General features: G+C 28.6%; 26 protein-coding genes. 21 read left to right on the top strand and 5 right to left on the bottom strand.

Going from position 1 to position 25,972, the window contains the following annotated elements; all coding sequences use genetic code 11:
* Positions 1-26: 26 nt before the first annotated feature.
* Together Q3304_RS00680 and Q3304_RS00675 are read left to right on the top strand one after the other, a co-directional pair.
* A complete protein-coding gene (locus Q3304_RS00680) occupies positions 27-227 on the top strand; it encodes a CD1290 family small acid-soluble spore protein (protein WP_021384062.1) in 201 nt (66 codons plus the stop codon).
* 53 nt (positions 228-280) lie between these two features.
* Positions 281-1,444 carry a D-alanyl-D-alanine carboxypeptidase family protein gene (locus Q3304_RS00675; RefSeq protein ID WP_054269781.1) on the top strand — a complete coding sequence of 388 codons (1,164 nt, stop codon included), beginning with the start codon at positions 281-283 and terminating at the stop codon, positions 1,442-1,444.
* A gap of 180 nt (positions 1,445-1,624) precedes the next feature.
* Here Q3304_RS00675 and Q3304_RS00670 read toward each other — a convergent pair whose 3' ends face one another.
* The 3 genes from Q3304_RS00670 to Q3304_RS00660 all read right to left on the bottom strand — a co-directional run bounded on the left by Q3304_RS00670 (position 1,625) and on the right by Q3304_RS00660 (position 3,534).
* Positions 1,625-2,047: a DUF2000 domain-containing protein gene (locus Q3304_RS00670; protein ID WP_054269782.1), complete on the bottom strand. Its 423-nt coding sequence runs from the start codon at positions 2,045-2,047 to the stop codon at positions 1,625-1,627.
* A gap of 15 nt (positions 2,048-2,062) precedes the next feature.
* Positions 2,063-2,899, bottom strand: coding sequence for an AraC family transcriptional regulator (locus tag Q3304_RS00665; protein ID WP_054269783.1), 837 nt, complete (start codon positions 2,897-2,899; stop codon positions 2,063-2,065).
* 140 nt (positions 2,900-3,039) lie between these two features.
* Positions 3,040-3,534, bottom strand: a complete 495-nt coding sequence (locus Q3304_RS00660; RefSeq protein ID WP_054269784.1) for a GNAT family N-acetyltransferase — start codon at positions 3,532-3,534, stop codon at positions 3,040-3,042.
* A gap of 259 nt (positions 3,535-3,793) precedes the next feature.
* Here Q3304_RS00660 and Q3304_RS00655 point away from each other — a divergent pair, with 259 nt between their 5' ends.
* The 8 genes from Q3304_RS00655 (at position 3,794) to Q3304_RS00620 (ending at position 10,216) form a co-directional block, all read left to right on the top strand.
* Entirely contained in the window at positions 3,794-4,390 is a 597-nt protein-coding gene (locus tag Q3304_RS00655) for a site-2 protease family protein (protein WP_021384047.1), read from the top strand.
* 29 nt (positions 4,391-4,419) lie between these two features.
* Complete coding sequence (locus Q3304_RS00650) at positions 4,420-5,139, top strand: ScpA family protein (protein WP_021384043.1); 720 nt, start codon at positions 4,420-4,422, stop codon at positions 5,137-5,139.
* Between the two features lies 1 nt (position 5,140).
* Entirely contained in the window at positions 5,141-5,680 is a 540-nt protein-coding gene (gene scpB, locus Q3304_RS00645; protein WP_054269785.1) for an SMC-Scp complex subunit ScpB, read from the top strand.
* Positions 5,681-5,869: 189 nt separating this feature from the next.
* On the top strand, positions 5,870-6,502 hold the full coding sequence (locus tag Q3304_RS00640; protein WP_407815406.1) for a DUF2953 domain-containing protein: 633 nt from the start codon (positions 5,870-5,872) through the stop codon (positions 6,500-6,502).
* Positions 6,486-6,890 carry a spore germination protein GerW family protein gene (locus Q3304_RS00635; RefSeq protein ID WP_074179047.1) on the top strand — a complete coding sequence of 135 codons (405 nt, stop codon included), beginning with the start codon at positions 6,486-6,488 and terminating at the stop codon, positions 6,888-6,890. Before Q3304_RS00640 ends, Q3304_RS00635 begins: the two co-directional genes overlap by 17 nt.
* Before the next feature lie 244 nt (positions 6,891-7,134).
* Positions 7,135-7,575 (top strand): MarR family winged helix-turn-helix transcriptional regulator, encoded by a 441-nt coding sequence (locus tag Q3304_RS00630; RefSeq protein WP_054269788.1) that lies wholly within the window; start codon positions 7,135-7,137, stop codon positions 7,573-7,575.
* A gap of 15 nt (positions 7,576-7,590) precedes the next feature.
* Positions 7,591-9,042 carry a leucyl aminopeptidase gene (locus Q3304_RS00625; RefSeq protein ID WP_407814611.1) on the top strand — a complete coding sequence of 484 codons (1,452 nt, stop codon included), beginning with the start codon at positions 7,591-7,593 and terminating at the stop codon, positions 9,040-9,042.
* A gap of 1,033 nt (positions 9,043-10,075) precedes the next feature.
* The gene (locus Q3304_RS00620) at positions 10,076-10,216 is read left to right on the top strand and encodes a hypothetical protein (RefSeq protein ID WP_407814610.1); all 141 of its coding nucleotides are present in this window, start codon (positions 10,076-10,078) and stop codon (positions 10,214-10,216) included.
* A 167-nt stretch (positions 10,217-10,383) separates the two neighbouring features.
* Here Q3304_RS00620 and Q3304_RS00615 read toward each other — a convergent pair whose 3' ends face one another.
* Together Q3304_RS00615 and Q3304_RS00610 are read right to left on the bottom strand one after the other, a co-directional pair.
* Positions 10,384-10,704 carry a MazG-like family protein gene (locus Q3304_RS00615; protein ID WP_009905401.1) on the bottom strand — a complete coding sequence of 107 codons (321 nt, stop codon included), beginning with the start codon at positions 10,702-10,704 and terminating at the stop codon, positions 10,384-10,386.
* Positions 10,705-10,824: 120 nt separating this feature from the next.
* On the bottom strand, positions 10,825-11,562 hold the full coding sequence (locus tag Q3304_RS00610) for an NAD-dependent protein deacylase (protein ID WP_054269792.1): 738 nt from the start codon (positions 11,560-11,562) through the stop codon (positions 10,825-10,827).
* Positions 11,563-11,857: 295 nt separating this feature from the next.
* On the opposite strand from Q3304_RS00610, the gene acd reads away from it, so the two are divergent.
* The 11 genes from acd (at position 11,858) to Q3304_RS00555 (ending at position 25,955) form a co-directional block, all read left to right on the top strand.
* Positions 11,858-13,681, top strand: a complete 1,824-nt coding sequence (gene acd, locus Q3304_RS00605; RefSeq protein ID WP_407814609.1) for an N-acetylglucosaminidase — start codon at positions 11,858-11,860, stop codon at positions 13,679-13,681.
* A gap of 211 nt (positions 13,682-13,892) precedes the next feature.
* Positions 13,893-18,191, top strand: coding sequence for a PolC-type DNA polymerase III (locus Q3304_RS00600; RefSeq protein WP_407814608.1), 4,299 nt, complete (start codon positions 13,893-13,895; stop codon positions 18,189-18,191).
* Between the two features lie 201 nt (positions 18,192-18,392).
* Complete coding sequence (gene rimP / locus Q3304_RS00595; RefSeq protein ID WP_169465634.1) at positions 18,393-18,854, top strand: ribosome maturation factor RimP; 462 nt, start codon at positions 18,393-18,395, stop codon at positions 18,852-18,854.
* 29 nt (positions 18,855-18,883) lie between these two features.
* Positions 18,884-20,038, top strand: a complete 1,155-nt coding sequence (nusA, locus tag Q3304_RS00590) for a transcription termination factor NusA (protein WP_169465632.1) — start codon at positions 18,884-18,886, stop codon at positions 20,036-20,038.
* Positions 20,039-20,044: 6 nt separating this feature from the next.
* The gene (rnpM, locus tag Q3304_RS00585; RefSeq protein WP_169465630.1) at positions 20,045-20,326 is read left to right on the top strand and encodes an RNase P modulator RnpM; all 282 of its coding nucleotides are present in this window, start codon (positions 20,045-20,047) and stop codon (positions 20,324-20,326) included.
* Entirely contained in the window at positions 20,316-20,627 is a 312-nt protein-coding gene (locus tag Q3304_RS00580) for a ribosomal L7Ae/L30e/S12e/Gadd45 family protein (protein ID WP_054269797.1), read from the top strand. The genes rnpM and Q3304_RS00580 overlap by 11 nt, the downstream gene beginning before the upstream one ends.
* Before the next feature lie 21 nt (positions 20,628-20,648).
* Positions 20,649-22,589, top strand: a complete 1,941-nt coding sequence (gene infB, locus Q3304_RS00575; protein ID WP_407814607.1) for a translation initiation factor IF-2 — start codon at positions 20,649-20,651, stop codon at positions 22,587-22,589.
* 42 nt (positions 22,590-22,631) lie between these two features.
* Positions 22,632-23,012: a 30S ribosome-binding factor RbfA gene (gene rbfA / locus Q3304_RS00570; protein WP_054269799.1), complete on the top strand. Its 381-nt coding sequence runs from the start codon at positions 22,632-22,634 to the stop codon at positions 23,010-23,012.
* Complete coding sequence (locus Q3304_RS00565; RefSeq protein ID WP_147628925.1) at positions 22,993-23,976, top strand: bifunctional oligoribonuclease/PAP phosphatase NrnA; 984 nt, start codon at positions 22,993-22,995, stop codon at positions 23,974-23,976. The genes rbfA and Q3304_RS00565 overlap by 20 nt, the downstream gene beginning before the upstream one ends.
* A gap of 12 nt (positions 23,977-23,988) precedes the next feature.
* Positions 23,989-24,894, top strand: a complete 906-nt coding sequence (gene truB / locus Q3304_RS00560) for a tRNA pseudouridine(55) synthase TruB (protein ID WP_054269800.1) — start codon at positions 23,989-23,991, stop codon at positions 24,892-24,894.
* Positions 24,895-25,025: 131 nt separating this feature from the next.
* Positions 25,026-25,955: a bifunctional riboflavin kinase/FAD synthetase gene (locus Q3304_RS00555; protein WP_054269801.1), complete on the top strand. Its 930-nt coding sequence runs from the start codon at positions 25,026-25,028 to the stop codon at positions 25,953-25,955.
* The last annotated feature ends 17 nt before the right edge of the window (positions 25,956-25,972 follow it).

Genomic DNA, 25,972 nt, shown 5'->3' with positions numbered 1-25,972 from the left:
TAAATTTTACTAAGAGGAGGATTCTTATGGATAATATTTCAAGACAAAATGCTATAAAAGCCTTAAAACAAACCAAGATGGAAATAGCAGGAGAATATGGCATGAATTATGAAGATGCTTTTGAAATAATAGAAAATGCATCTAATAAAGGTGTTTTAGAAGGTTATTTTAAAAAGCTTGAGAAGAAAAAAAATTTAGGTCAAGGTATATCTAGGCATTTAGAATAAAAAAAGTTAAATGTGAGAAAATAAGTTTAAATAAACTTTAAGAGGTGACATCGATGAAAAAATTAGCTAGTACTGCTTTGGCTATATTACTTGCGCTTACTCCTTTAAGCTTTTCTTTTGCAAATAATAAGGAAAATGCTGATGCCAACCAACTAAATATATCTTCAAAATCAGCAATTTTGATGGATGTTGGCAGTGGACAAATTTTATACGAAAAGGATGCTCATAAAAAGCTTCCTCCTGCTAGTGTAACGAAGGTAATGACAATGCTACTTATAGTAGAAGCTTTGGATTCAGGCAAGATTAAGCTTGATGACGAAGTTCAAGTAAGTGAAACTGCATCTAGTATGGGTGGTAGTCAAATATTCCTAGAGCCAGGAGAAACTCAAAAGGTTGATACATTATTAAAAGGTATAGCTGTTGCTTCTGCAAATGATGCTTGTGTCGCTATGGCTGAACATTTAGCTGGAAGTGTTGAAGGATTTGTTGACAGAATGAATGCTAAAGCAAAAGAATTAAATATGAATGATACTCATTTTGCAAATACAAATGGACTTCCAGTTGCAAACCACTATACATCTGCTCATGATATAGCTTTAATGTCTAGAGAACTGTTAAAACACGAAATGATAAGTAAATACTTAACTACATGGATGGATAAAGTTGTGGTAGGTAAGAAACAAGTTACAGTAGGTCTTGCAAATACTAATAAACTTATAAAGCATTACCAAGGAGCAACTGGTGTTAAAACTGGATTTACTCAAGAAGCAAAATACTGTTTATCAGCAGCAGCAAAGAGAGGTAATACTCATCTAGTTGCAGCAACTTTAGGAGCAGAGACTTCTCCAGAAAGATTTAACGATGCGTCTAGTCTTTTAAACTATGGATTTGCTAACTATGAAAGTGTTAAGTTATGTAGTAAAGGTGATAATGTAGCAACACTTACATTGGATAAGGCAGATGAAAACAAAGTTAAATTAGTTGCTAAGGAAGATTTAAATGCACTTATTAAAAAAGGAAGCTCTAAAGAGTTTGATAAGAAAATTGAAATAGTAAAAAATCCTAAAATGCCAATTAAAAAAGGAACTGTTTTAGGAAAGATAAAGATATGTAAAGATAAAAAAGTAATAGGTGAAGTAGAATTGATAAATACTAAAGATATAAATAAAGCAAGTTATCTACAAATGCTTCAAAGAATAATTGATAATATGATATAAATAATTGCCAAATGATATATAATTACAATCCACATAAAAAATACCCATATAGAATTATTTACTATAGGGGTATTTTTATTTGTTTTTATAGAAGGATTGTCTAATTTTATGTTTTTTATAGAGAACTTGATAAATATATAAAACTTAGAATATTATTTTATATTTAGGTCTATTTAATATTTATCTAAGCAAAGGCATACTACCAGTAAGTTTATTCACTTTCTTTTTGTTTCCATAGATTGCTATACCAAAATACTGTAAATCATCTTCTGGTACATTAGCAATTCTTTGAACAAATTCATCATAAACATTACAACCTTGTGCAACATCTGAAAAATCTACAACAGTTAATTCTTCAAATTCAGTACTATATAATTTTTTTCGTAAATCTTTTATAAGTTCTTTGTTCCCTTTTAAAATAGGAACAGGAAGCTCAACTATTCCTAGGTGTATGTTTCCTGTTTTATCAAGCACATCTGAACCAACAGTCTCTGGTGCAAATTTTCCTAGTGTAATTCCCATTATAGCAGCAGTATTTGATATGATTCCCATTGGTAAAGTTTCATCTATTACCATAACACATTTTGAATTTTTAGTTTCCATTTTTATTTCTCCTTTTTATTTAAAGTTGTTTTTGTCATTGTTTGTAAATATGTTTTGATATTGCTTTGGAGTAAGACCAATAAAATTCTTAAAGAAATTTGTAAAGTGACTTTGGTCTACAAAGCCTGTCTGTATGGCAGCATCTATAGGTTCTACACCGTTTTCTAAAAGTCTCTTAGCCTTATTTACTCGTATATTTTCTAAGTACCTATATGGAGTAATACCTTTTAATTTTGTAAAGTTGCGAAGTAATGAGTACTTGTTCATTCCTGCTATAGCACTTAATTCATCAAGCAATATACGTTCAGCATAATTGTCTTCTAGATAATCACATACTGCTTGAATTTCTATACTTGTTTTTTCTAAGTTAAATTGCAAATTTGGTTCAGTATATTCTTCAATTAATTGTTCAATGAGAAAGAAAAAAAGTTCTTCCTTTTTAAAATCTAACTCTTCTTCCATGATTATATGATGTAATTCTTGTAGTAGAGGTACTAGCTCACTACGAAATATCACAGATTGATTAAACTTAGGTAAATAATTTTCTCCTGTAATTTCAAATACAGTTTTTTTCATTATTTCTGGTTTAATATTTATACATCTGTAATCAAGTACTTTATTATCTATCTGTTCACAAGTATGGCTATCAAAAGGGTTAAAAAGTAACAAATCCCCAGTACTTGTGGTATATTCTTTGTTTTTACAAGATAAATATCTTTGACCTTTTTCTATAAAACCAATTACATAATGTTCATGAAAATGGTTTGGGAACTTTTGCATTATACCTTTAAATCTATATGCTTCGATTTTCAATTCCTTATCAAAACATACTGTGCGTTCTTCTTGCTTCACTTAAGTAACCTCCCTTCACATTATATAAAGTGTAACACATATTTTTTTGTACTTCTTGTATGATATTGACTAAAATCTAAATATGAATAAAAAAATAGCAACTTTATCTATCTCAGTTGCTATTTTTATTTATATGTAATTTATTTTGCTAAATTATTAAGTGTATCTCCAGCAATTCGATATACTGTCCAATCCTCCATTGGTTCTGCACCCATTGATAGGTAGAAATCTATACTTGGTTTATTTGAGTCTAAACACCACCATTCCAAACGACCACAGCCACGCTCTATAGCAATATTTGCTAGTTTTTTTAGAAATGTTTTGCCATAGCCTTTGCCACGAAATTCTGGTTTGATATATAAGTCTTCCAGATAAATTCCTGCACGACCAAGAAAAGTCGAAAAATTATGAAAAAATAAAGCAAAGCCTATAGCTTCATTATCATATTCACCAATCAGAACCTCAGCCTTTTTCTTTACAAATATCCATTCATTGAGTATCTCTTCTGTAGCGATAACTTCATCTAATAGATTCTCATAAGAAGCAAGTTCTTTTATGAAGTTTAATATAAGAGGTGTATCTGATTCAACTGCATATCTAAATTTAAGCTCATTTTTTTCTGCAAAATTGTTCATTTTATTACTCCTTTCATTTGTAATACACAAATAAAATAACAATAATGTCAATTCATGTCAACATAATATTATATTTACAGTAGGCGTAATTATTATATTTTCACAATGAATATGATATAATAATAAAAGTTATAAAATAAAAAGTGAATTTTAATTTTATGCTGATATGTTAAAATTATTATAATATAAAATAATTTTGATTATAAGTTATTTAATTGTTATAATAGTATTAAAAATTTAATTTAGGAGATGTACATTAATGTTAAGTATGAATATAGGAGAAATAGTAGCAAGTTTAGTTGGTATAGCTATGGCAATATCAATACATGAGTTTGGCCATGCTTATTCAGCTCACTTATTGGGAGATGATACAGCTAAATCTTATGGTAGAATGACATTAAATCCTGTAAGACATGTTGACCCAATTGGTCTTTTGGCTATGTTTATTCTTAGAATAGGATGGGCAAAGCCAGTACCAGTAAATCCAAACAACTTTAAAAACTACAAAATAGGAAATCTGATAGTTTCACTTGCAGGTGTTTTTTGTAATCTTTTGACTGCCATACTTTGTGTAATTATAAATAAGTATGTGCATATGTATGCGATAAACACAATAGCTGAATATGTGTTTTTATATAGTATTGGATTTGCAGCGTTTAATTTGCTTCCAATACCACCACTTGATGGATGGGGAGTTATATCTACATTTGTACCATATAAATGGAATGAATATGTGTACAAATTTGAAAGTATGAGTTATATAATTTTATTAATTGCTTTATTTACTGGTATATATAGAATAATATTAACTCCAATATATGCTGTACTACTAAAAATAGTATATTTATTCGTTTAATACAATAAATAGATTAAAGAGGGATTGGTATGAAGTATAATATACAATTGCAAGTCTATGAGGGGCCATTAGATTTACTGTATGATTTAATAACAAAACATAAAATAGACATAAAGGATATATCTATAATAGATATAACCAAGCAGTATCTAAATTATCTGAAAGTGTTAGATAAAATGGATTTAGAAATAACTAGCGAATTTATAACTATGGCATCAAAACTCCTAGAGATAAAATCCAAATATCTGCTTTATAAGCAAAAGGATGAAGAGGAAGACCCAAGAATAGAACTTATGGAAAAGTTAGAAGAATATAGAAAGTTCAAGATGGCATCACAAGATATAAAAGAAAATATAACTTATATCAATGAGAGATTTTATAGAAATAAAGAAGAAATAATTATTGATGATAATGTAGATTTAGAAGATATATCAATAGAAGCAATAAAAAATATACTTCCATACATATTTAAAGTTAAAACATCACAAATTGAAAATTCTAATGATGAGAAACTAGATAAAATAGTAAGGAAGAAGATAATATCTGTAGAAGAAAAAATCTTATATATAAGAGATATTATAAAAGAGAAGCTTGAAGTTACTTTCACAAATATCATAAAATCATATGAAAATGATGAAATAATTGCTACTTTTTTATCTATATTAGAACTTATAAAAGAAAAAGAAATAGTAGTAGTACAAGATATATTTTTTGATGATATTCTAATAAGAAAAAGTTCGGAGTGTTAAAATGAAAAGAGAAGATATAAAGTATATTATAGAGTCTGTTATGTTTGCATATGGAGAACCAATAAGTATAAAAGAATTAAACTATATAATAAATAAAGAACTTTCATCAAAAGAGATAGAGATTATGTTAAATTCACTTATTGAGGAATATAGAGAAAAAAATAGAGGTATCCAGATAATTAAATTAGAAAATAAGTATCAAATGTGCACAAATAAAGATTATGCGGAATATATAAAGAAGATTATTGAACCAAAGAAAAAGAAAAGTCTGAGTCAAGCCACATTAGAAACTCTTACTATCATTGCTTATAAGCAACCAATAACAAAAGTTGAGATAGAAGATATAAGAGGAGTAAAGTGCGATAAGGTACTACAGACCTTATTTGAAAATGAACTTATAAAAGAGGCTGGTAGACTTAACAAGATAGGTAAACCTATAATTTATAGAACAACGGATGAATTTTTAAAATTGTTAAATATAGAAACCCTTGAAGAGTTGCCTCCTATAGAAAATTATCAAGAAGTAGCTACAAATGAATAAAATGTTGTACATGTATAGTGATAGCATTAAAATTAAAAACACAATAATTTAGTTTGCGATTTTAAATTTTTAAGGATTTAAAATGCTCTAAGTTATTGTGTTTTTTTGTGTAAATATAAAATTAAAATTATATCGAAATAAATATGGATAATTAAGTATAAATAGTAATTTTTTGATGATAATATAAACATGGAGTTTAATGAATTATTTAATTTTAAGTATTTAATAATAGCTATAATTTTTATAATAAGTATATTTATATTGATTTTAATATCTCATATAAACATCTTATTAGTAGCTGATATAAATAACAACGATATTATTCTAACAATTAATATAAAATACATGTTTAATTTAATAAATATAAATAGACAACTTTATCCAGCTGAAAATAGTAAAAATAATGATAAAAAAGAAGGGATGAAGAATAATATAGATTCAAGTATATTATTAGCTGATGACCTTTTAAGCGTTTATAGACTATTAAAAAAAATAAAAATACATGAACTTTATTCAAATATTAATTTTGGAACTGAAAATATCGGCTTAACATCTTCTGTGTATGTATTAATAAATACTCTATATGGAAATTTATTTAATATAATTGATGCAGAAAAAATGTATTTAAATGTAAATCCGGATTTTACAAAAAATTATGTTTTGGGAAATATAAGGATACATATAAGGTCAAGAATAAAAGATTTATTTCGTACTATAATAATGATTAATAAGATTATGAATAAGAATAAAGGAAATTATAAGGAAGGTGATAGTAATGAGAGCAACAGGTTCGATACAAAGTCTTATGGAAACAACTCTTGAAACAATTAAAGGTTCTATAGATGCAAATACTATTATAGGAGACCCTATAAAAACAGATACTACAGTAGTTGTACCTATATCAAAAGTTACGATTGGATTTGGTATAGGAGGAGGAGAATACTCAAAAGGATATGATGAGAAAGATAAAGAAATTGAATCAAAAAATGAAAAAGCAGATACGAACTTTGCTGGAGGTAGCGCAGGTGCTATATCTGTGCAACCAGTAGCATTTGTAGTTGTTGAAAGTGGAGAGACTAGAATAATGAGTTTAGATAGCAATATTAATCTTGTAGATAATATATTATCTATAACTCCTAGAGTATTGGAGAAAATTCAAAACATATCTCAAAGTAATAAAAATCAAGACAAAAATAATATGCAAGAATAAGATAAAATATTTACAAATATGGTTGTAGTTTTAAATAAGGTAGTGGGATTAGTTTAAATCCCACTATTTTGTTATGTGGTTTAAATGTTTATATAGTAAGATTTTAGCTTAAAACAATTTAAATAGATAATAAAGTTGATATATAGTATAATTATAAAAAGAAAAGTAGTATTATGTTATAGATATATAAACGTATTTGAGATATAAGAGGGAGTTATAAATCATTAGTTTTGAGGTGAGTGTTATGAGCGATAAAGAGTTATCTATTTTGTTGTTAGAAAGTATGAATAACTTTCATAATTTAATAAAAATTATTAATAATGAAAGATATAAAAAAAGTAAGATTCTTACAGAAAGACAATTTTTTGCTTTAGTAAAGATAAGGAAACATGATAAAATAGAGCTTAAAAATTTAAGTAGGGATTTACATGTATCTACTTCTAGTTTGTGTATATTACTTAATAAATTAGTTGAGCAAGAGTATGTGTATAGGGAAGAAGATAGTAGAGATAGACGAAATACATTTTATGGAATAACTAAAAATGGAGAAAAGATACTAGATGATGAAATATTAAAATTTGTATCTATAATAAGTGATAAAATGGATTGCTTAGATATAGATAATAAAGATAAATTATTTGCTTCTTTAGAAGAAACTAAAACTATAATAGAACAGTTGTTTTAAAAAGGAGGCTTTATTATGAAGATAAAATGTTCTAAAGAAATATTAAAAAGTTTGGAAAATACTATAACAGTAATAGCTATGTTTGATGGTGAAGATGTTTCTACACCTTTTGATGAATTAAATTTAGTAAGCAGAGATTTTAAAGCTAAAGAAAATAATATAGACACTGTAACATTGTTTAAAAATGATAGTTTAGTGAATATTTGTTTTGTTGGTTTTGGTAAGAGAGAGTTATTAAATACAGAAAAGATTAGAATCATAGGTGGAAACTTATGTAAGAAGTTAAAAAATATATTGAAAAATAAAGAATATAAGAGTAATGACATTAATATACTGAATCTCGACTTAAGTAGTCATGAAATAGGCGCTTTTACAGAAGGGATATTACTTGGAGATTATAAATTTAATAAGTATAAGTCAAAAAACAATGATTTTGAAAAAAAGGAAATAGATAATATAATTATATTTACTGAAAAGGAAGCAGAGTGCCAAATTGAAAAAGCTAAGATATTAGCTAATTCAAATATAATAGCTAGAAATCTAGTAAATGAACCATCAAATATAATCTATCCAGAGACGTTAGCAATAGAAACAGTTAGACTTGGAGCAGAGTTTGGGTTTAATGTTGAAGTATATGAAGAAGAAAAAATAAGAGCATTAGGAATGGAAGCTTTTTTTGCTGTTTCAAGAGGTTCTATTAATAAACCAAGATTCATAGTTATGCGATATTTTGGAGACAAAGAAAGTAAAGATATACTTGGTCTAGTAGGTAAAGGATTGACTTATGATACAGGTGGATATTCTTTAAAATCAAATGCTTCTATGTTAGATATGAAAACAGATATGGCTGGTGCTGCAAGTGTCATAGGCGCTATGTGTGCTATATCTCAAAATAAATTAAAGAGAAATGTTATAGCAGTAGTAGCTGCATGTGAAAATGCTTTATCAGGAGGCTCATATAAACCTGGAGATATAATTAATTCTATGGCAAAGAAAACTATTGAAGTTTTAAATACAGATGCAGAAGGTAGACTTACATTAGCTGATGCAATATATTACATCATAAATAATGAAAAGGTAACAAAGGTGGTTGATGTAGCTACATTAACTGGTGCTGCTTTAACATTATTGGGTAACGTCGCAACTCCTGTAGTGACAAATAATGATGAATTTTATTATGAACTAGAAAAAGCATCTGCTTTATCAGGTGAAAGGGTATGGAAGATGCCAATTTATGATGAATTTAGAGATATGATAAAAGGTGAAGAAGCAGACCTTAAAAATACAGGAGGTAAAAATGCTGGATGTATAACAGCAGGAGCTTTTATTGGTGAATTTGTTGGTGATACTCCATGGATACATATGGATATAGCTGGCACAAGTACATCATCAAAATCAATTGGATACAAAGCAAAGGGTGCAACAGGAGAACCTGTTAGAACATTGTACTATTTAGCAGAGATATAAAATAACAATCATAAAATATATAACCTATAAAGCCACATGGATAATTACTTAGATTTAAGATTATCCATGTGGCTTTATTTTTAAATTTAAATAAATTATTTACTCTTTTTCTTTTTTTCAAGTATAAAAGTATCTCTATTAGACAAAAGAGCAGGTATGTACATAATACTAGTAACAAAAATAAATGTAAAAATAGCAGTTGTGCTATGGCTTAAAAAACCATAATAGTATTGAGAATTGGTAAATGTGTTTAGTAAAAATATGAATGAAAAATAAATAAAGCAAATAGCTAGATTATCTCTAAGCGCATATCTGTTAACTTTAAATTTTCTAACATCGACCATATAGATATTTGCATAAATTATAAGACATTTAGAGAAGACAAATATAAAATATATAAAGCTAGGAAATTCATAACCCAAGTTTTTAGAAAAAATGAGTTCTCCAACTGAACAAACCAAACTCCATGAAAAAAAGATATTAAAAAGATGATACTGTTTAAAAATAAGTATGGCTATACACAGGTATATACAGATATAATTAATTCCAATTGGCAAAGAATTTAGAGTACTATAATTACCAGAAGAAATAATTAAGAATTGCTCTAAAGCCATAACTATTACCATTAATGTACAAATTATCTTCTCGACTGTGTAACTATAAGGCAAAATATTTTTTGTTAGTTTTGGACAATAGTATAGAAATAATCCAAATATAAAGAGGCTTACAAATTGTTCACTAGAAAAAAGGAAAATTTTAAACATATAATATTCTCTCCTATAATAAATTTAATATGTATCTATATAAATATATTCATTATCTCTCAATTTAATATATAAAAAATTTAATAATAGTTAGATTTTATATAGGAATTTTTGCAACTAAAAATATCCTATTGTTTTGTGTATATATTCTAATTATGTCAAAAAATAAAAAAATCTTTATTTACTAGAGTTTTTGGAAATAATAATAACAGATATTAGAATTAATTAACATTTTTTGTAAGTATTTGACAATAGAGAGGGTGTAACAAATGGGAATAATAGAGTCAGCATCAAAATTAGCTGAAATGGTTCATTTATTAGCTGTTGAAAAGGGGATAACTGATATAGAAGCATGGGATGAAGCTGTAGAAGAATACAGTAAATTTTATGAAGAAAGAAGAAATGAATAGATTAATAAAACTTTATTATAAAAAAGTAGCTTTACTTAAAGAATTTAGATTTTTTATAAACTATTAAAAACAAAATAAATAAAAAAGATGGTACTTCAAATGTAATTAAAAATCATTTTGTGATACCATCTTTAATATTTATTTTAATAATGTATGAGTAATAAATCTTACTTATCTATATTTTTTATGTAGCCTCTTTTTTCTAATTTTTTTATATGTTCTTTGCGTATTTCATCAAGATTAATACCATATTGTTCTTCTAGTTTAAACATCATAGTAACACATGTCTGAGCTACATCCATTAGCTCCTTAGCAGTTTTCTTTATAATATCAACTTCATCCAAGTCATTATTTTCTCCACTCAGATTTCTGAATTTACCTATACATTCAGCCAATTCACCTTGTTCTTCTCCCATTTTGATAAATGTAGATTCTAGTGTTGGGTCTAAATTATTAAGTTCTGGTAAAGATATAGTTTTTAGTTTCATAAAAAGCTCCTTTCAAGTTATTCATATTTATACTAAAACATCATAACAAAGATAATACTAAAAATAAACTTTAAATTCAACATAAAAACTCATATATAGAATAAAAATAGTGAAATAAATCTACATTTGTCTTAATACAGCATCATATAAGACTTCTCCAATAGGTTTATTTATTACAAGAGAAGCTGATTTATCATAAACTGTGTTTGCTTTATTAATGAGAGCAATGTATTTACCTTTATAATAATCTATAAAACTTGCAGCAGGATATACAGCTAGTGATGTACCTCCTATAATTAATAAATCAGCATTACTTATAGCAGAAATTGTTTTAGTAATAACATCATTGTCAAGAGCTTCTTCATAAAGTACTACATCAGGTTTTACTATAGAACCACACTTGTCACAATAAGGAATATTACCACCTAGGTTTAACATAGCTTCTAAATCAAAAAACTTACCACACTTAGTACAATAATTTCTGTGCACAGAACCATGTAGTTCTAAGACATTTTTGCTTCCAGCCATTTGGTGAAGCCCATCAATATTTTGAGTTATAATAGCTTTAAGTTTGCCCATCTCTTCAAGTTTTGCCAAGGCTATATGAGCATTGTTTGGCTTTGCATTAGGATATATTAATTTATCTTTATAAAATTCAAAAAAATCTTCTGGGTATCTAACAAAAAAAGTATGTGAAACTAATTGTTCAGCAGTAAATTGTTTATTGAGTTTCTGGCTAAACAGTCCAGTAGAACTTCTAAAGTCTGGTATATTAGATTCAGTTGACACACCTGCTCCACCAAAAAATACTATATTGTTATGATTAGCTATCAATTCTTTTAAGTTATTTGCATCCATAGTTACACCTCCAAATTATTATATATAAATTGTACTACATATTAGGATATTTATGTTACTTTATTAGAACCCTGTGTTTTTAAAATAAATTTATGTGGTAATCACATGTGACATTATAAGTATTATAAAAAAAATCTATTTTCATATTAAAAAAACCTATAGCTTAATAAGACGAATAAAGAATTTATAAATAGAATGTATACAAAATGTAAATAGACAATATTTACTAAAATCACAAGTTGTCGTATAATTATATTAAAATTGTTTTAGTGTATAAGAAGGGCGGGGGAAGTACATGAAGAAAAAAGCAGCGTTAGCAACATTAGCTGTATTACCCTTAAGTATGATAAATGCACATGCTGATGGGGATGTAGGTATAGTGACTATAAATTATTTAAATGTAAGAAATGAGCCAACTGCCGAAAGTAGTATAGCCTTTGTTGCCAAGAAAGATGACAAGGTTTTGATTAAAGACTCTTCTGATGGATGGTATAAAATAAAAGCTGAATCTGGACAAGAAGGTTGGGCTTCGTCAAAATATATAGCAAAATCAAATGGTGATTCTTTAAGAACATCTACAAATAAAGAAAAACAAGTTACTTCAAATAGTTTAAATATGAGAAATGGAGCAGGCACAAGTTATAGAATCATAACTGTACTAAAAAAAGGACAAAAAGTAGAGGTAGTATCAGAGAGTAATGGATGGTCTAAAATAAAATATGATGGAAGATTAGGATATGTATCTAGTTCTTACTTAGGAGATATCTCAAACTCAACCAATAGCTCAAAAACTAAACAAGTAAATACAACTTCATTAAATGTAAGAAGTGGACCAAATACAAGTTATGGTTTATTAGGTAAGTTGCCAAAAGGAAGCAAAGTGGAAGTAATATCAGAAAGTAATGGATGGTCTAAAATAAAGTATAATGGAAAAGATGCGTATGTATCAAGTATGTATTTATCAGAGGTAGATCAAAGTAGCTCAGATGACTCTAGTCAAAGTAATGACAAAAAAAATACTGATAAGGTTGTAAATACAGCTTCATTAAATGTAAGAAGTGGGCCAGGTTCTACATATAGTAAGTTAGGGAAGGTATATAAAGGGAGTAAAGTAACTGTATTGTCAGAGAGTAGTGGATGGGCTAAAATTAGCTTTAATAATAAAGAAGCTTTTGTAGTAGGTAATTATTTATCTACTTCAACAGATGCATCCAATAATAACTCAAATAGTAATTCTAATAATAATTCAAATAGTAATGGAAATAATTCTTCATCATCAGGTCAAGTAAATGGTATGTCTGGTATAAGTGGAGCTAAAATTGATTACAAATCTTTGAGTTATACTTTGGAATCTCACATAAGTAAACAAGTTGAGAAAGCGGCAGCAGGGGGAAATGTAATAGCACCAGGGAATAGAAAAAGTACTCCAAGTCCTGAATTTAGCACTTTTTCAGCTCAAAGAACAAGTTCATTTGTAAATGCAAGTTCAAGTGATATAGAATATTATTTAAATCCTAAAAACTTTACAAGTACAACTAAAGGTATGATGCAGTTTTTGAAGATTAATAGCTATAAGGGAGGTATTTCAGAATCGAGTTTAAATTCATATCTTAATGGTTTATCTTCTAGTATCTTTAAAAATCAAGGAGCAGCATTTATAAATGCCGCTAAGAAGTACAATATAGACGTTGTATATTTGGTATCACATGCTATGTGGGAAACTGCATATGGTAAATCTACGCTTGCTCAAGGTCAGACAATAACATCTTATAAGGGTCAACCCCTTAGTAAACCAGTTAAAGTATACAATTTTTTTGGAATAGGAGCAATAGATAAAAGCGCTAATGTTTCAGGGGCAGAAGCAGCATATTCTAATGGATGGACGAGTGTAGAAGCTACTATAGATGGTTCTGCAAAGTGGATATCTCAAAATTATATAAACAGTTCTAAATATAATCAAAACACTATCTACAAGATGAAGTGGAATTATGATTATACATGGCATCAATATGCAACTGATGTTAATTGGGCTAATGGAATTTCTGGAATTATGGAAAATCTAATTGGTCTTTATGGAGGAGGAAGTAGTTTAGTTTTTGAGGTTCCTCAGTACAAGTAATACATAAATAAAAAATACAGACTATGGGTAGTTTTCATTTATTTAAATTATCTATAGTCTTTTTGTATATAATTTACAAGGTCTAAAATTAATATTAACAAAATTTTTATGTTATAATATTAATTCTAAGTAAATATAAGTGAATAACAGATAGAAATAGATAAAAAGTGGTAATAATATATAAAGATAATTTTGAGAAAGGAGGATATAGATGGAAAGTGTTAAGGAATATTTAGATAAATTGGAAATTAATAATAGTGGCCTTGGAAAGCAACTTAAAGAAGTTTACATAAATAGAGTAGTTTATTTTAAAGAAGACAAGATAGTTTATTTTTATCTAACTTCTAAGGAGATTGTTTCTCATGAGCTCTTAGATAAATTTAAAGAAGAATTGATGTATAAACTCGATTATTTTAAAGATATGAGAATGAAGATAAGATTCACTGGATTTGAAAGAAAATCTAATAAAGATGTTATAAAAAAATATTGGAATAATATATTGTATATATTAAAGTATCTTTGTCCATCTATAGCAGGTTGGTATAAACAAGTAGAATTTCTTTGTTTAGATGAAGAATTAAAAATAAAACTTCCAAAAGGTATATTTTATGAGCGATTAATGAAAAAAAATGTAATTTATGTGCTTAGAACTGTGCTTAGTGAAGAATTAGGATTGGATTTAAATATAACGATTGAAAAAGCTGTTGATGAAAAAGTGAATAAAGAAAGACTTATAAGAATTAATGATAGAGAAATGGAAGAAAAAATTAGAGCTTTGGAAATTGGAAAAATTAATAATTGTGAAGAGCGTGAAGAAGAAAGTTATGTAATCAAGTCTGAAGTAGATGAAAATTTAGTCTATGGAGATAATGCAAATGCTATGATTGAAAATATAGCTGAATTAAATGCATCTTCTGGAACAGTTGCAATTGTTGGAGATATATTTGATGTTGAAACTAAAGAACTTAAAAATGGAAAAATACTTATGATAGCATCAATTACAGACTATACTAGTTCGATAAGCTGTAAATTATTTTTAACAGATACAAATAAGGATGGAGTACTTGAAAATGTTAAAAAAGGTGCATATTTAAAAATCAAAGGTGACATAGTTTATGATACATATCAAAGAGAAATTAGTATGATGATTAGTGGAATAAGAAAAGAGGTTAGACCAGAGAGGGAAGACAAATCAGAAGAAAAAAGGGTAGAACTACATGCACATACACAAATGTCTTCTATGGATGCAATCTGTTCTGTTAAAAAGCTTGTAGAACGTGCAGCTAAATGGGGGCATCCTGCTATTGCTATAACAGACCATGGTGTTGTACAAGGATTTCCTGATGCTATGAATGCAGGTAAGGCAAATAATATTAAAGTACTTTATGGAGTAGAGGGATACTTGGTTGAAGATGATTCTCTCATTATAGAAGATGCAAATGACAAAGAACTTTCACAGACATTTGTTGTATTTGATATAGAGACAACAGGATTTTCTAACACGAATGATAAAATAACTGAAATTGGTGCTGTAAAGATAGAAAATTTTAAAATTGTGGACAGATTTAGCGAATTAATAAATCCAGAAAAAGATATTTCTTATAAGATACAGGAATTAACAGGAATAACTAATGAGCTAATCAAAGACAAGCCAACCATTGAAGAGGTTCTTCCTAGGTTTATGGAATTTGTTGGAGATAGTGTATTAGTAGCACATAATGCAGAGTTTGATACGGGATTTATATCACAAAAGTGCAGAGAACAAGGTTTATTATATAATAACAAAAAAGTAGATACACTTATGCTGGCAAGAGTAATGTTGCCAAAATTAAAAAGACATAGATTGAATCTTGTTGCTAAAGAACTTGGTATACCTCTTTTAAATCACCATAGAGCAGTAGATGATGCTGAGGCTACAGCACTCATATTTAATAAATTCTTACAAATACTTACAGAAAAAGGAGCAAAGACTTTAAGTGATGTAAATAATGTGCTTGGAAAAATTGATTATACAAAACTTAGCACAAATCATATAACCTTAATAGCAAAAAATTCTGTAGGCATAAAAAACTTATATAAAATAATTTCAGATGCACATGTAAATCATTTTTTTAGAGCTCCAAGAATACTTAGAAGTGTATTAAATGAATATAAGGAAGGTCTGATAATTGGTTCGGCATGTGAAGCAGGAGTGGTCTTTCAAGCTGTAAAGAAGAATGTTTCTGATGATGAAATGAAAAAAATAATAGATTTATATGATTATATTGAGGTAATGCCTATAGATAATAATAGATTTATGATTGACAAAGGAGAAGTTAAGGATGAAGAAGAGTTAAGAGAACTTAATAGAAAGCTAATTGATACAGCTAAAAAATTTAATAAAATTCCAGTAGCTACTGGAGATGTTCATTTTTTAGATAAACATGAAGGTGTTTTAAGAAAAGTTCTTAAATATTCTCAAGGTTTTAAAGTAGATGAAGAAGAAACTTATTTACATTTTAGAACAACAGATGAAATGTTGGAAGAGTTTAGTTATCTTGGTGAAGAATTGGCATATGAAGTTGTAGTGGAAAATAGCAATTTAATTGCTGATATGGTTGAAGATATAAAACCTATACCAGATGATACTTATCCACCGATTATAGAAGGTTCAGACGTGGAATTAAGAGAGATGTGTTATGAAAAAGCTAGGCGAATCTATGGAGATCCAATACCAGAAATAGTTCAAAAAAGGCTAGATAGGGAGTTAAATTCGATAATAAGCAATGGGTATGCGGTTATGTATATTATAGCTCAGAAACTAGTTGCAAAATCGCTTTCAGATGGTTATCTAGTTGGTTCAAGAGGCTCAGTTGGGTCATCTTTTGCGGCTACAATGAGTGATATAACAGAAGTTAATCCTCTCCCAGCACACTATATTTGTGAAAATGAAGACTGTAAATACTCATTTTTTTATGAAATAGGTGAGTGGGGTTCAGGGGTTGATTTACCAGATAAGGACTGCCCAAAGTGTGGAAGAAAGCTTGCTAAGAATGGCCATGATATCCCATTTGAAGTATTTTTAGGTTTTGAAGGTGATAAAGAGCCAGATATAGATCTAAATTTCTCAGGAAATTATCAGCCAATAATTCATAAGTACACAGAAGAATTATTTGGGGAGGGATATGTATATAGAGCAGGAACTATAGGTACTGTAGCAGAAAAAACAGCGTTTGGATATGCAAGAAAATATGTAGAGGAAAATAATATAAGTGTCCCAAATGCAGAAGTACTGAGACTTTCAAATGGTTGTACTGGAGTAAAAAGAACATCAGGACAGCATCCAGGAGGAGTTATGGTTATACCTGATTATAAAGATGTCTATGATTTTACGCCTATTCAATATCCAGCAAATGATACTTCCTGTGGTGTAATAACCACTCATTTTGATTATCATTCAATAAGTGGTAGAATACTTAAATTAGATATACTTGGACACGACGGTCCTACTATAATAAGAATGCTTGAAGATATTACTGGAATAAATATAACAGAAATACCATTAGATGATGAAGAAACTATGTCTTTATTTACATCTACAGAAGCATTAGGAGTTACTCCAGAAGAGATAAATTGTCCAATAGGTTGTCTTGCTGTGCCTGAGTTTGGGACTAAGTTTGTACGCCAGATGTTACTTGATACAAAACCTACTACATTTGCAGAGCTTGTACGTATATCTGGTCTTTCACATGGTACAGATGTTTGGGTAAACAATGCACAAGATTTAGTTAGAGAAGATATAGTTGGGTTAAAAGACGTTATATCAACACGAGATGACATAATGAACTATTTAATATTTAAAGGATTACCTCCAAAAATGAGTTTTACAATAATGGAGAGTGTAAGAAAAGGTAAAGGTCTAAAACCAGAACATATTGAAGAAATGAAGAAAAATAATGTCCCAGAATGGTATATAGGTTCATGTAAAAAGATTAAATACATGTTCCCAAAAGCACATGCAGTTGCTTATGTTATGACATCATTCAGAATTGCATATTGTAAAGTACACTATCCAGAAGCATTTTATGCAACTTACTTTACTACAAAAGTTGAAGATTTTGATGCAGATTTAATTGTTAAAGGTTTAGATTCTATAAAATCAAAAATAAATGAAATTGAAGCATTAGGAAACGATGCAACTACAAAAGAAAAAGGTATGTTAACAGTGTTAGAAGTTGCTCTTGAAATGTATGCTAGAGGAATAAAATTATTGCCAGTCGATATATATAAATCAGATGCAACTGATTTTATAGTTGTGGGAGAAAAGACATTACTTCCACCAATGGCAGCAATACAAGGTCTTGGAGGAAATGCTGCCATAAATATTCAAAATGAAAGAAAAAATGGTGAATTTATATCAAAAGAAGATTTGAGAAAGAGAACGAAAATATCAAAAACAGTAATAGAAACTCTTACCAATCATGGTTCACTTGAGAATATGAGCGAGAGAAATCAATTGTCACTGTTTTAAGTTAGTTCAAAAAGTTGCAAATAAAAGAATTTTATGATATCATAGTATAGAAAATAGTATACTTTGCAGAAACTAAGAGTGAGACAGCTGTTCTCACTCTTTTATTTTAAATATATTATTACAAACCAGTTTAGTTTTTTAAATATATTTTATTTAAAATTATAGGAGCTGGTCATTTACAATTGAATAGGAGGAAATTTAATGAAAAAAAATTTGGAAGCTACAATTGAAGAGATTGTAACTAAAATAACGGATGAACATGGATTTGAAATGATTGATGTTGAATATGTAAAAGAAGCAGGAGAATACTACTTAAGAGTATACATAGATAAAGAAGAAGGAATATCTTTAAATGAATGTGAATTAGTTAGTAGAGAATTAAGCCCAATATTAGATGAAAAAGACCCTATAAAGGAGAATTATTTTTTAGAAGTATCTTCTCCAGGACTTGATAGAGCATTAAAAAAAGATAGAGATTTTGTAAGATACCAAGGTAGAGATGTAGATTTAAAATTATATAAAGCATTAAATGGATGTAAACAATTTGAAGGTGAACTTATAGGATTAACAGAAGATAATAATATAAAAATCATTGTAAATAGTGAAGAAATGGAATTTAATAGAAAAGATGTTGCTATTGTTAGATTAGCAATAAAGTTTTAGTGGTATATTAAATAGGGAGGAAATAAAAAATGAATCATGAATTTATGGAAGCACTAAATGAATTAGTAGTTGATAGAGGTATAGATAAAGAGATACTTATAGATACTATAGAACAAGCTCTTTTAACTGCATACAAGAAAAACTTTGGTTCAGCACAAAATGTTAGAGTTGAATTTGATAGAGATAAAGGAGATATAAAAGTATTTTCTCAAAGAGTCGTTGTTGATGAATCAGATTTATATGATACTTTCTTAGAAATAGAGTTAGCAGATGCTAGAGAGATAAATCCTAATTATGAATTAGGTGATATTATAGAACATGAAGTTACTCCTAAAAACTTTGGAAGAATTGCAGCTCAGACAGCAAAACAGGTAGTTGTTCAAAGAATAAGAGAAGCTGAGAGAGAAATAGTGTATAATGAATTTATAGAAAAAGAAAATGAAATAGTTACAGGAGAGGTTGCTAGAGCAAATAAAAACATTGTTTATGTAAACCTAGGAAGAATAGAAGGTATAATGACTCAAAGTGAGCAAATACCATTTGAGAATTATAAAGCAGGTCAAAAAATAAAATTCTATATACTTGAAGTTAAAAAGACTAATAAAGGACCTCAAATAGTTGTATCAAGAAGTCATCCAGGTCTAGTAAAAAGATTGTTTGAAGAAGAAGTTCCTGAAATATATGAAGGAATAGTTCAAATAAAATCTGTAGCAAGAGAAGCAGGGTCAAGAACTAAAATGGCAGTAAGATCTATAGATGAAAAAATAGACCCAATTGGAGCTTGTGTTGGACCAAAAGGACTTAGAGTAAAAAATATAGTGGATGAACTTGGTGATGAAAAAATAGATATAATAAAATATAGTGAAGACCCAGCAGAGTTTATATCGGCTGCACTTAGCCCATCAAAAGTTGTTAGAGTAGATATAAATGAAGAAGAAAAATCTGCCTTAGTAATTGTTCCAGATTATCAATTATCGCTTGCTATAGGTAAAGAAGGTCAAAATGCAAGACTTGCAGCAAAATTGACTAACTGGAAGATAGATATTAAGAGCGAATCTCAAGCAGAACAAGAAATGTTAAATCTTGAAAATTCCAAAGAAATAGAAAATGAGGATGTTAAAGCTGAATTTATCAACCAAGAAGAGTTAGATACTTCAGATGATAATTTTAGTGAAGAAGAGTAAGGAGGGATGATTTTGAAAAAAGTAAAAAAAGTGCCTCAAAGAAAATGCATAGCATGTCAAGATAGAGACTCTAAAAAAGAGCTTATAAGAATAGTTAAAGATAAAGAAGGAAAAATATTTTTAGACCCAACAGGAAGAGCTAATGGTAGAGGAGCATATGTATGTAAAAGCTCTGAATGTCTTAAAAAAGCCATCAAAAGTAAAGCATTAAATAAAGCTTTTAAGATAGATGTTCCTGATGAAGTCTATGATAATCTACTTATGGAGTTAGAAGAATATGAAAAATAATAAAGAAAAAATACTTTCGTTCTTAGGGCTCGCAACTCGTGCAGGGAAAATAGTGTCTGGTGATGACTCAACTTTGCTTGACTTAAAAAAAGGAAAAGTAAAATTGGTTTTAATAGCAGAAGATGCATCAAATAATACTAAAAAACTTTTTAAGGATAAATCAACTTTTAGAAATATTCCATATCTATTTTTTTCAACAAAAGAGGAAATAGGATTTGCAATAGGAAAATCTCCAAGAGCAGTTATAGGAATAAAAGATGAAAACTTTTCTAAAAAGATAATTGAACTAATAGAAATTTAAAATAAAATAGGGGGTGATCTTGTGTCAAAAACAAGAGTATACCAAATAGCAGAAGAATTAAATATATCAAATGAAGAGCTTATGAATAAGTTAACTGAATTAGATATAAATGTAGCTGATAAAGATTCAGTATTAGAAGGTGAAGAATTAGATTTAGTATTAGAATTATTAAATGAAGCTTCATCTAAAGAAAATGAAAATGTGATAGAGATAGATGGAAAGATTACAGTGCAAGCATTAGCAACAGAGTTAGATAAATCTCCGTCAGAAGTAATCATGAAGCTTATGAAAATGGGAACTATGGCAACAATAAATCAAGAGATAAGTTTTGAAATTGCTGCTTTAGCTGCAAAAGACTATGGATTTGAACTAACAGTAGCTGAAGGTGATGATACAGAAGCTTTAGAAATAGAAGCTTTGATGGAAATTGAAGAAGATAAAGAAGAAGATTTAGAACCTAGACCACCAGTTGTTACAGTTATGGGACATGTTGACCATGGTAAAACATCTCTACTAGATGCAATAAGAAAAACTGATGTAATTTCAGGTGAAGCAGGAGGAATAACTCAACATATAGGTGCTTCAGAAGTTAAAATTAATGGACACAAAATAGTATTTTTAGATACTCCAGGACATGAGGCTTTCACATCAATGAGAGCAAGAGGAGCACAAGTTACAGATATAGCAATATTAGTAGTTGCAGCAGATGATGGTATAATGCCTCAAACAGTAGAAGCTATAAACCATGCTAAAGCAGCAGAAGTACCTTTAATAGTTGCTATAAATAAAATAGATAAACCAGGTGCAAATCCAGATAAAGTAAAACAAGAATTAGCAGACCAAGGTCTATTAGTTGAAGACTGGGGAGGAGAAGTAATAGCAGTTCCAGTATCAGCTAAGAAAAAAGAAGGAATAGATACACTTTTAGAAATGGTATTATTGGTTGCTGAAATGGAAGAATTAAGAGCAAATCCAAATAAAAGAGCAGTAGGAACTGTTATAGAAGCTGAGCTTGACAAAGGAAGAGGTCCAGTTGCAACAGTACTTGTTCAAGGTGGTACTTTAACAGTAGGTGACCCAATCGTTGCAGGTGCTGCATGTGGTAAAGTTAGAGCAATGATAAATGCAAAAGGTAAAAGAGTAAAAACAGCAGGACCATCTACAGCAGTTGAGATATTAGGTTTATCAGAAGTTCCACAAGGTGGAGACCAATTTGTTGAGGTTCCAACTGACAAGATTGCTAGAAGTGTAGCAGCAAGAAGACAACAAATAGTTAGAGATGAAATGTTAAAATCAACTCAAAGATTATCACTAGATGTTTTATTTAGTCAAATGAGTGAAGGTTCTATAAAAGACCTTAATATAGTTATAAAAGCAGATGTACAAGGTTCAGTACAGGCAGTTAAACAATCTTTAGAAAAATTATCAAATGAAGAAGTTCAAGTTAAAGTAATACATGGAGGTGTTGGAGCTGTAACAGAATCAGATATATTACTTGCAGCAGCTTCTAACGCAATAATAATAGGATTCAATGTAAGACCAGTTCCAGGTGCAGAATCTCTAGGCGAAAAAGAAAATGTTGATATAAGAACATATACTATAATATACAAGGCTATAGAAGATATACAAGCTGCTATGACTGGTATGTTAGACCCTGAATATGTTGATGAAGAAACAGGAAAAGCTGAAATAAGAGAAATATATAAAATATCTGGTGTTGGAACAGTAGCTGGATGTTATGTAACTAATGGTAAGATATTTAGAAATTGTAAAGTAAGATTAGTTAGAGATAGTATAATAATACATGAAGGTGAGCTTGCAGCACTTAAGAGATTTAAAGATGATGTAAAAGAAGTTAATTCTGGATACGAATGTGGTATGAGTTTTGTAAATTACAACGATATAAAAGAAGGCGATGTAGTAGAAGCTTATATAACTAAAGAAGTAGAAAGAAAATTATAAATTCGTATCAAAGAAAATCAGTTAGTAAAGAAGGTCGATGGTATGGCATCATATAATAGAACAAGAAGAATAGCAGAAGAAATAAGAAAAGTAGTAAGTACTATGCTTATAAATGGAGTAAAAGACCCTAGAATAACATCTATGGTGAGTGTAACTGATGTAGAAGTTACAAATGACCTAAGATATGCTTATGTATATGTAAGTATTTTAGGTGGAGATGAAGAATCTACACTAACAGGACTTAAAAGTGCTGGAGGGTATATAAGAAGAGAAGTAGGAAAAAATATAAAACTTAGATATATTCCTGAAATAATGTTTAAAATTGATGATTCAATAGAAAAAGGAATGTATATGGATAGCCTTATAAAAAGAGTTAATGAAAAAAATACTCAAAAAAATGAGGATGAAAATTATGATGAATAATATTGATAGTATTATAAACTATATTTATGAGGGTGACTATTTTATAGTTACCTCTCATATTAGCCCAGATGGAGATAATATTGGTTCTACACTTTCGATGTATTATACACTAAAAAACTTAGGAAAAAAAGTATATTATGTACTTGATGATGAAGCTCCATTAAATTTAAAGTTTTTGGTTGAAGATGTAAAAATTTATAAGTCTAATGAACTTGATATGAATCAGTATTCCCTAATAGCACTTGATTGTGGAGATGAACCAAGAATATGTGTAAGTGATGAAATCAAAAATAATGCATCAAAATTAATCTGTATAGACCATCATGCAAGTAATGATTCATATGGAGATTTAAATTATGTAGATAAGGATGCATCTTCTACATGTGAACTAGTTTATAATTTATTGATTAGATTCCAGCAAATAAAAGATATTAAGATTATAAATAAAGATATAGCGACATGTTTATATACAGGTCTTGTAACTGATACTGGAAACTTCTCATATTCAAATGTCCATGCAAGTAGCTTTGAAATGGCAAAGAATTTACTTGTTTTAGGTGCACAAAAAAATACTATAATACAAAATATATATCAAAGTAATTCTTCTGATTATTATAAATTATTAGGAGAAGCCTTAAAATCTTTGGAAATATTTGAATCAAAAGTATCTAGTATAGTTTTGACTCAGGATATGATGAATAGAAATAATACAAGTTTCAACGATGTTGATGGAATAACAACATATACAAGAGACATAAAAGATGTTGAGGTTGGAATTTTATTTAAAGAGAAAAAACAAAATGAAATTAAAGTAAGTTTTAGGTCAAAAAATTATGTTGATGTAAGTGAAATAGCCAAGTTATTTGGTGGTGGTGGTCATGTAAGAGCTGCTGGATGTACTATTAAAGATAGTATTGATAATGCAAAAAAAATGGTATTAGAGGCAGTGTTAAAATCAATTTAAGGTGACAGAAAAATGAATAAGATTATAAGTATATTGAAACCTACAGGCATGACATCTCATGATGTTGTAAGTAGAGTGAGAAAAATTTTAAATATAAAAAAAGTAGGTCATACAGGTACTCTTGACCCAGATGCTTCAGGTGTTTTACCAATCTGTATAGGAAAAGCTACAAAAGTATGTGAAGTTATTTTAAATAAGGATAAATCATATATATGTGAGCTTACTTTAGGTATTAGTACAGATACTTATGATGCCTCAGGTGAAATTTTAAAAAAAGTTGATAATTTCAAATTGAGTAATGAAGATATAGAAAAAGCTTTTGATACACAAAGAGGAGAAATAAGTCAACTTCCTCCAATCTACTCAGCTTTAAAAGTAAATGGAAAGAGAATGTGTGATTTAGTAAGAAGTGGTAGACAATCTGAAATTACTTTAAAAACTAGAAGGGTGAATATAAAAGACATAAAAATACTCAGTATAAAAGGTAACAAGGTAATGTTTTATGTTGAATGTTCTAAAGGGACTTATGTAAGAAGTATTTGTCATGATATAGGAGAATACCTAGGTTGTGGAGCACATATGTCATTTTTGAATAGGACATCTTCTGGTAAATTTGATTTAGATAACTCGATAACACTAGAAGAACTAGAATTATTTTATGAAAATAAAACTTTAGATAAATACTTATACGATATAGACTACGTACTAGATTCGTTTAATTATATTGTACTAAATCCTAATGCCATAAAATATTATAGCAATGGTGGTTCAATAGATGATAAAAGATTTTTGAAAAATAATCTCAATAAGAATGATGAATTTGTAAGAGTATATAGTACAGATAACTTCTTAGGATTAGGAAAATTATCAAAACACAATAATACGATAAGTGTTAAAAGTGATAAGATGTTTATATAATTAATGTATTTAAAAGAATGCCAAAAGAGATAGTACTATAATAACTTCTATAGTCTATCTCTTTTACTTATGCTATAATAGTTTGTGAATAAGTTAAGAGTAAATTATAATTTTAGCGGGGAACATTTATTATGGTGATTATAAAATCTATAGCAGAAATAGCAAACATAAAAGAAAGTGTCATTACCATAGGAAACTTTGATGGTGTGCACAAAGGACATCAAGTTCTTATAAAAAAAACAGTTGAATATGCAAAAAAAGAAAATATACAGAGTATTGTATTTACATTTGCAAATCATCCTGTAAATTACTTTAGACCAAACTCAACAAAAAATATCATAAGTAACAATGATAAGATAAAATTATTAGAAGACTTGGGAATAGATATAGTTGTAATCATACCATTTGATGAGTATATGACTAAAATACCTGCAAAGGATTTCGTAGATGAGATACTAGTAAAAAAATTAAAAGCCAAAAAAATAGTAATTGGACATGACTTTACGTTTGCAAGAGCAAAAGAAGGCAATGTGAATCTATTAAAAAGCTTAGAAGATGAATATGGTTTTGAGGTGGAAGTAATAAAGCCAATCAAAATAAATGATGTAAGAGTGAGTAGTACTTATATTAGAAGTTTAGTATCCCAAGGTGATATGACTAATGTCAAAGAGTATTTAGGTCGTAATTACGAGTTAGAAGGTTGTGTTATACATTCTAAACACCTTGGAAGAACTATGGGATTCCCAACAGCAAATATTGACCTTAAGAATAACATGCTCGTTCCTAAAAGAGGTATTTATGCTTCTATTGTACATATTGGAGATGAGACTTATTTTGGCGCTACAAATGTAGGTTATAATCCAACAGTCAATGGAAAATCTTTATCTATTGAAACCAATATTTTAGAGTTTGACAGAGATATTTATGGTAAAAATATAATTGTTGAATTTTTGGAAAGAATAAGGGATGAAAGAAAGTTTAATTCAATAGATGACTTAAAAAATCAATTGTTTAATGACACAAATTACGTATACGAAAACTATGTTTGCAAAAACAAGTAATGTATGATAAAATGATT

This window comes from Clostridioides sp. GD02377 (genome assembly GCF_045899875.1).
Taxonomy (GTDB): Bacteria; Bacillota; Clostridia; order Peptostreptococcales; family Peptostreptococcaceae; genus Clostridioides; species Clostridioides difficile_A.
This window is presented reverse-complemented; position numbering and strand designations above follow the sequence as displayed.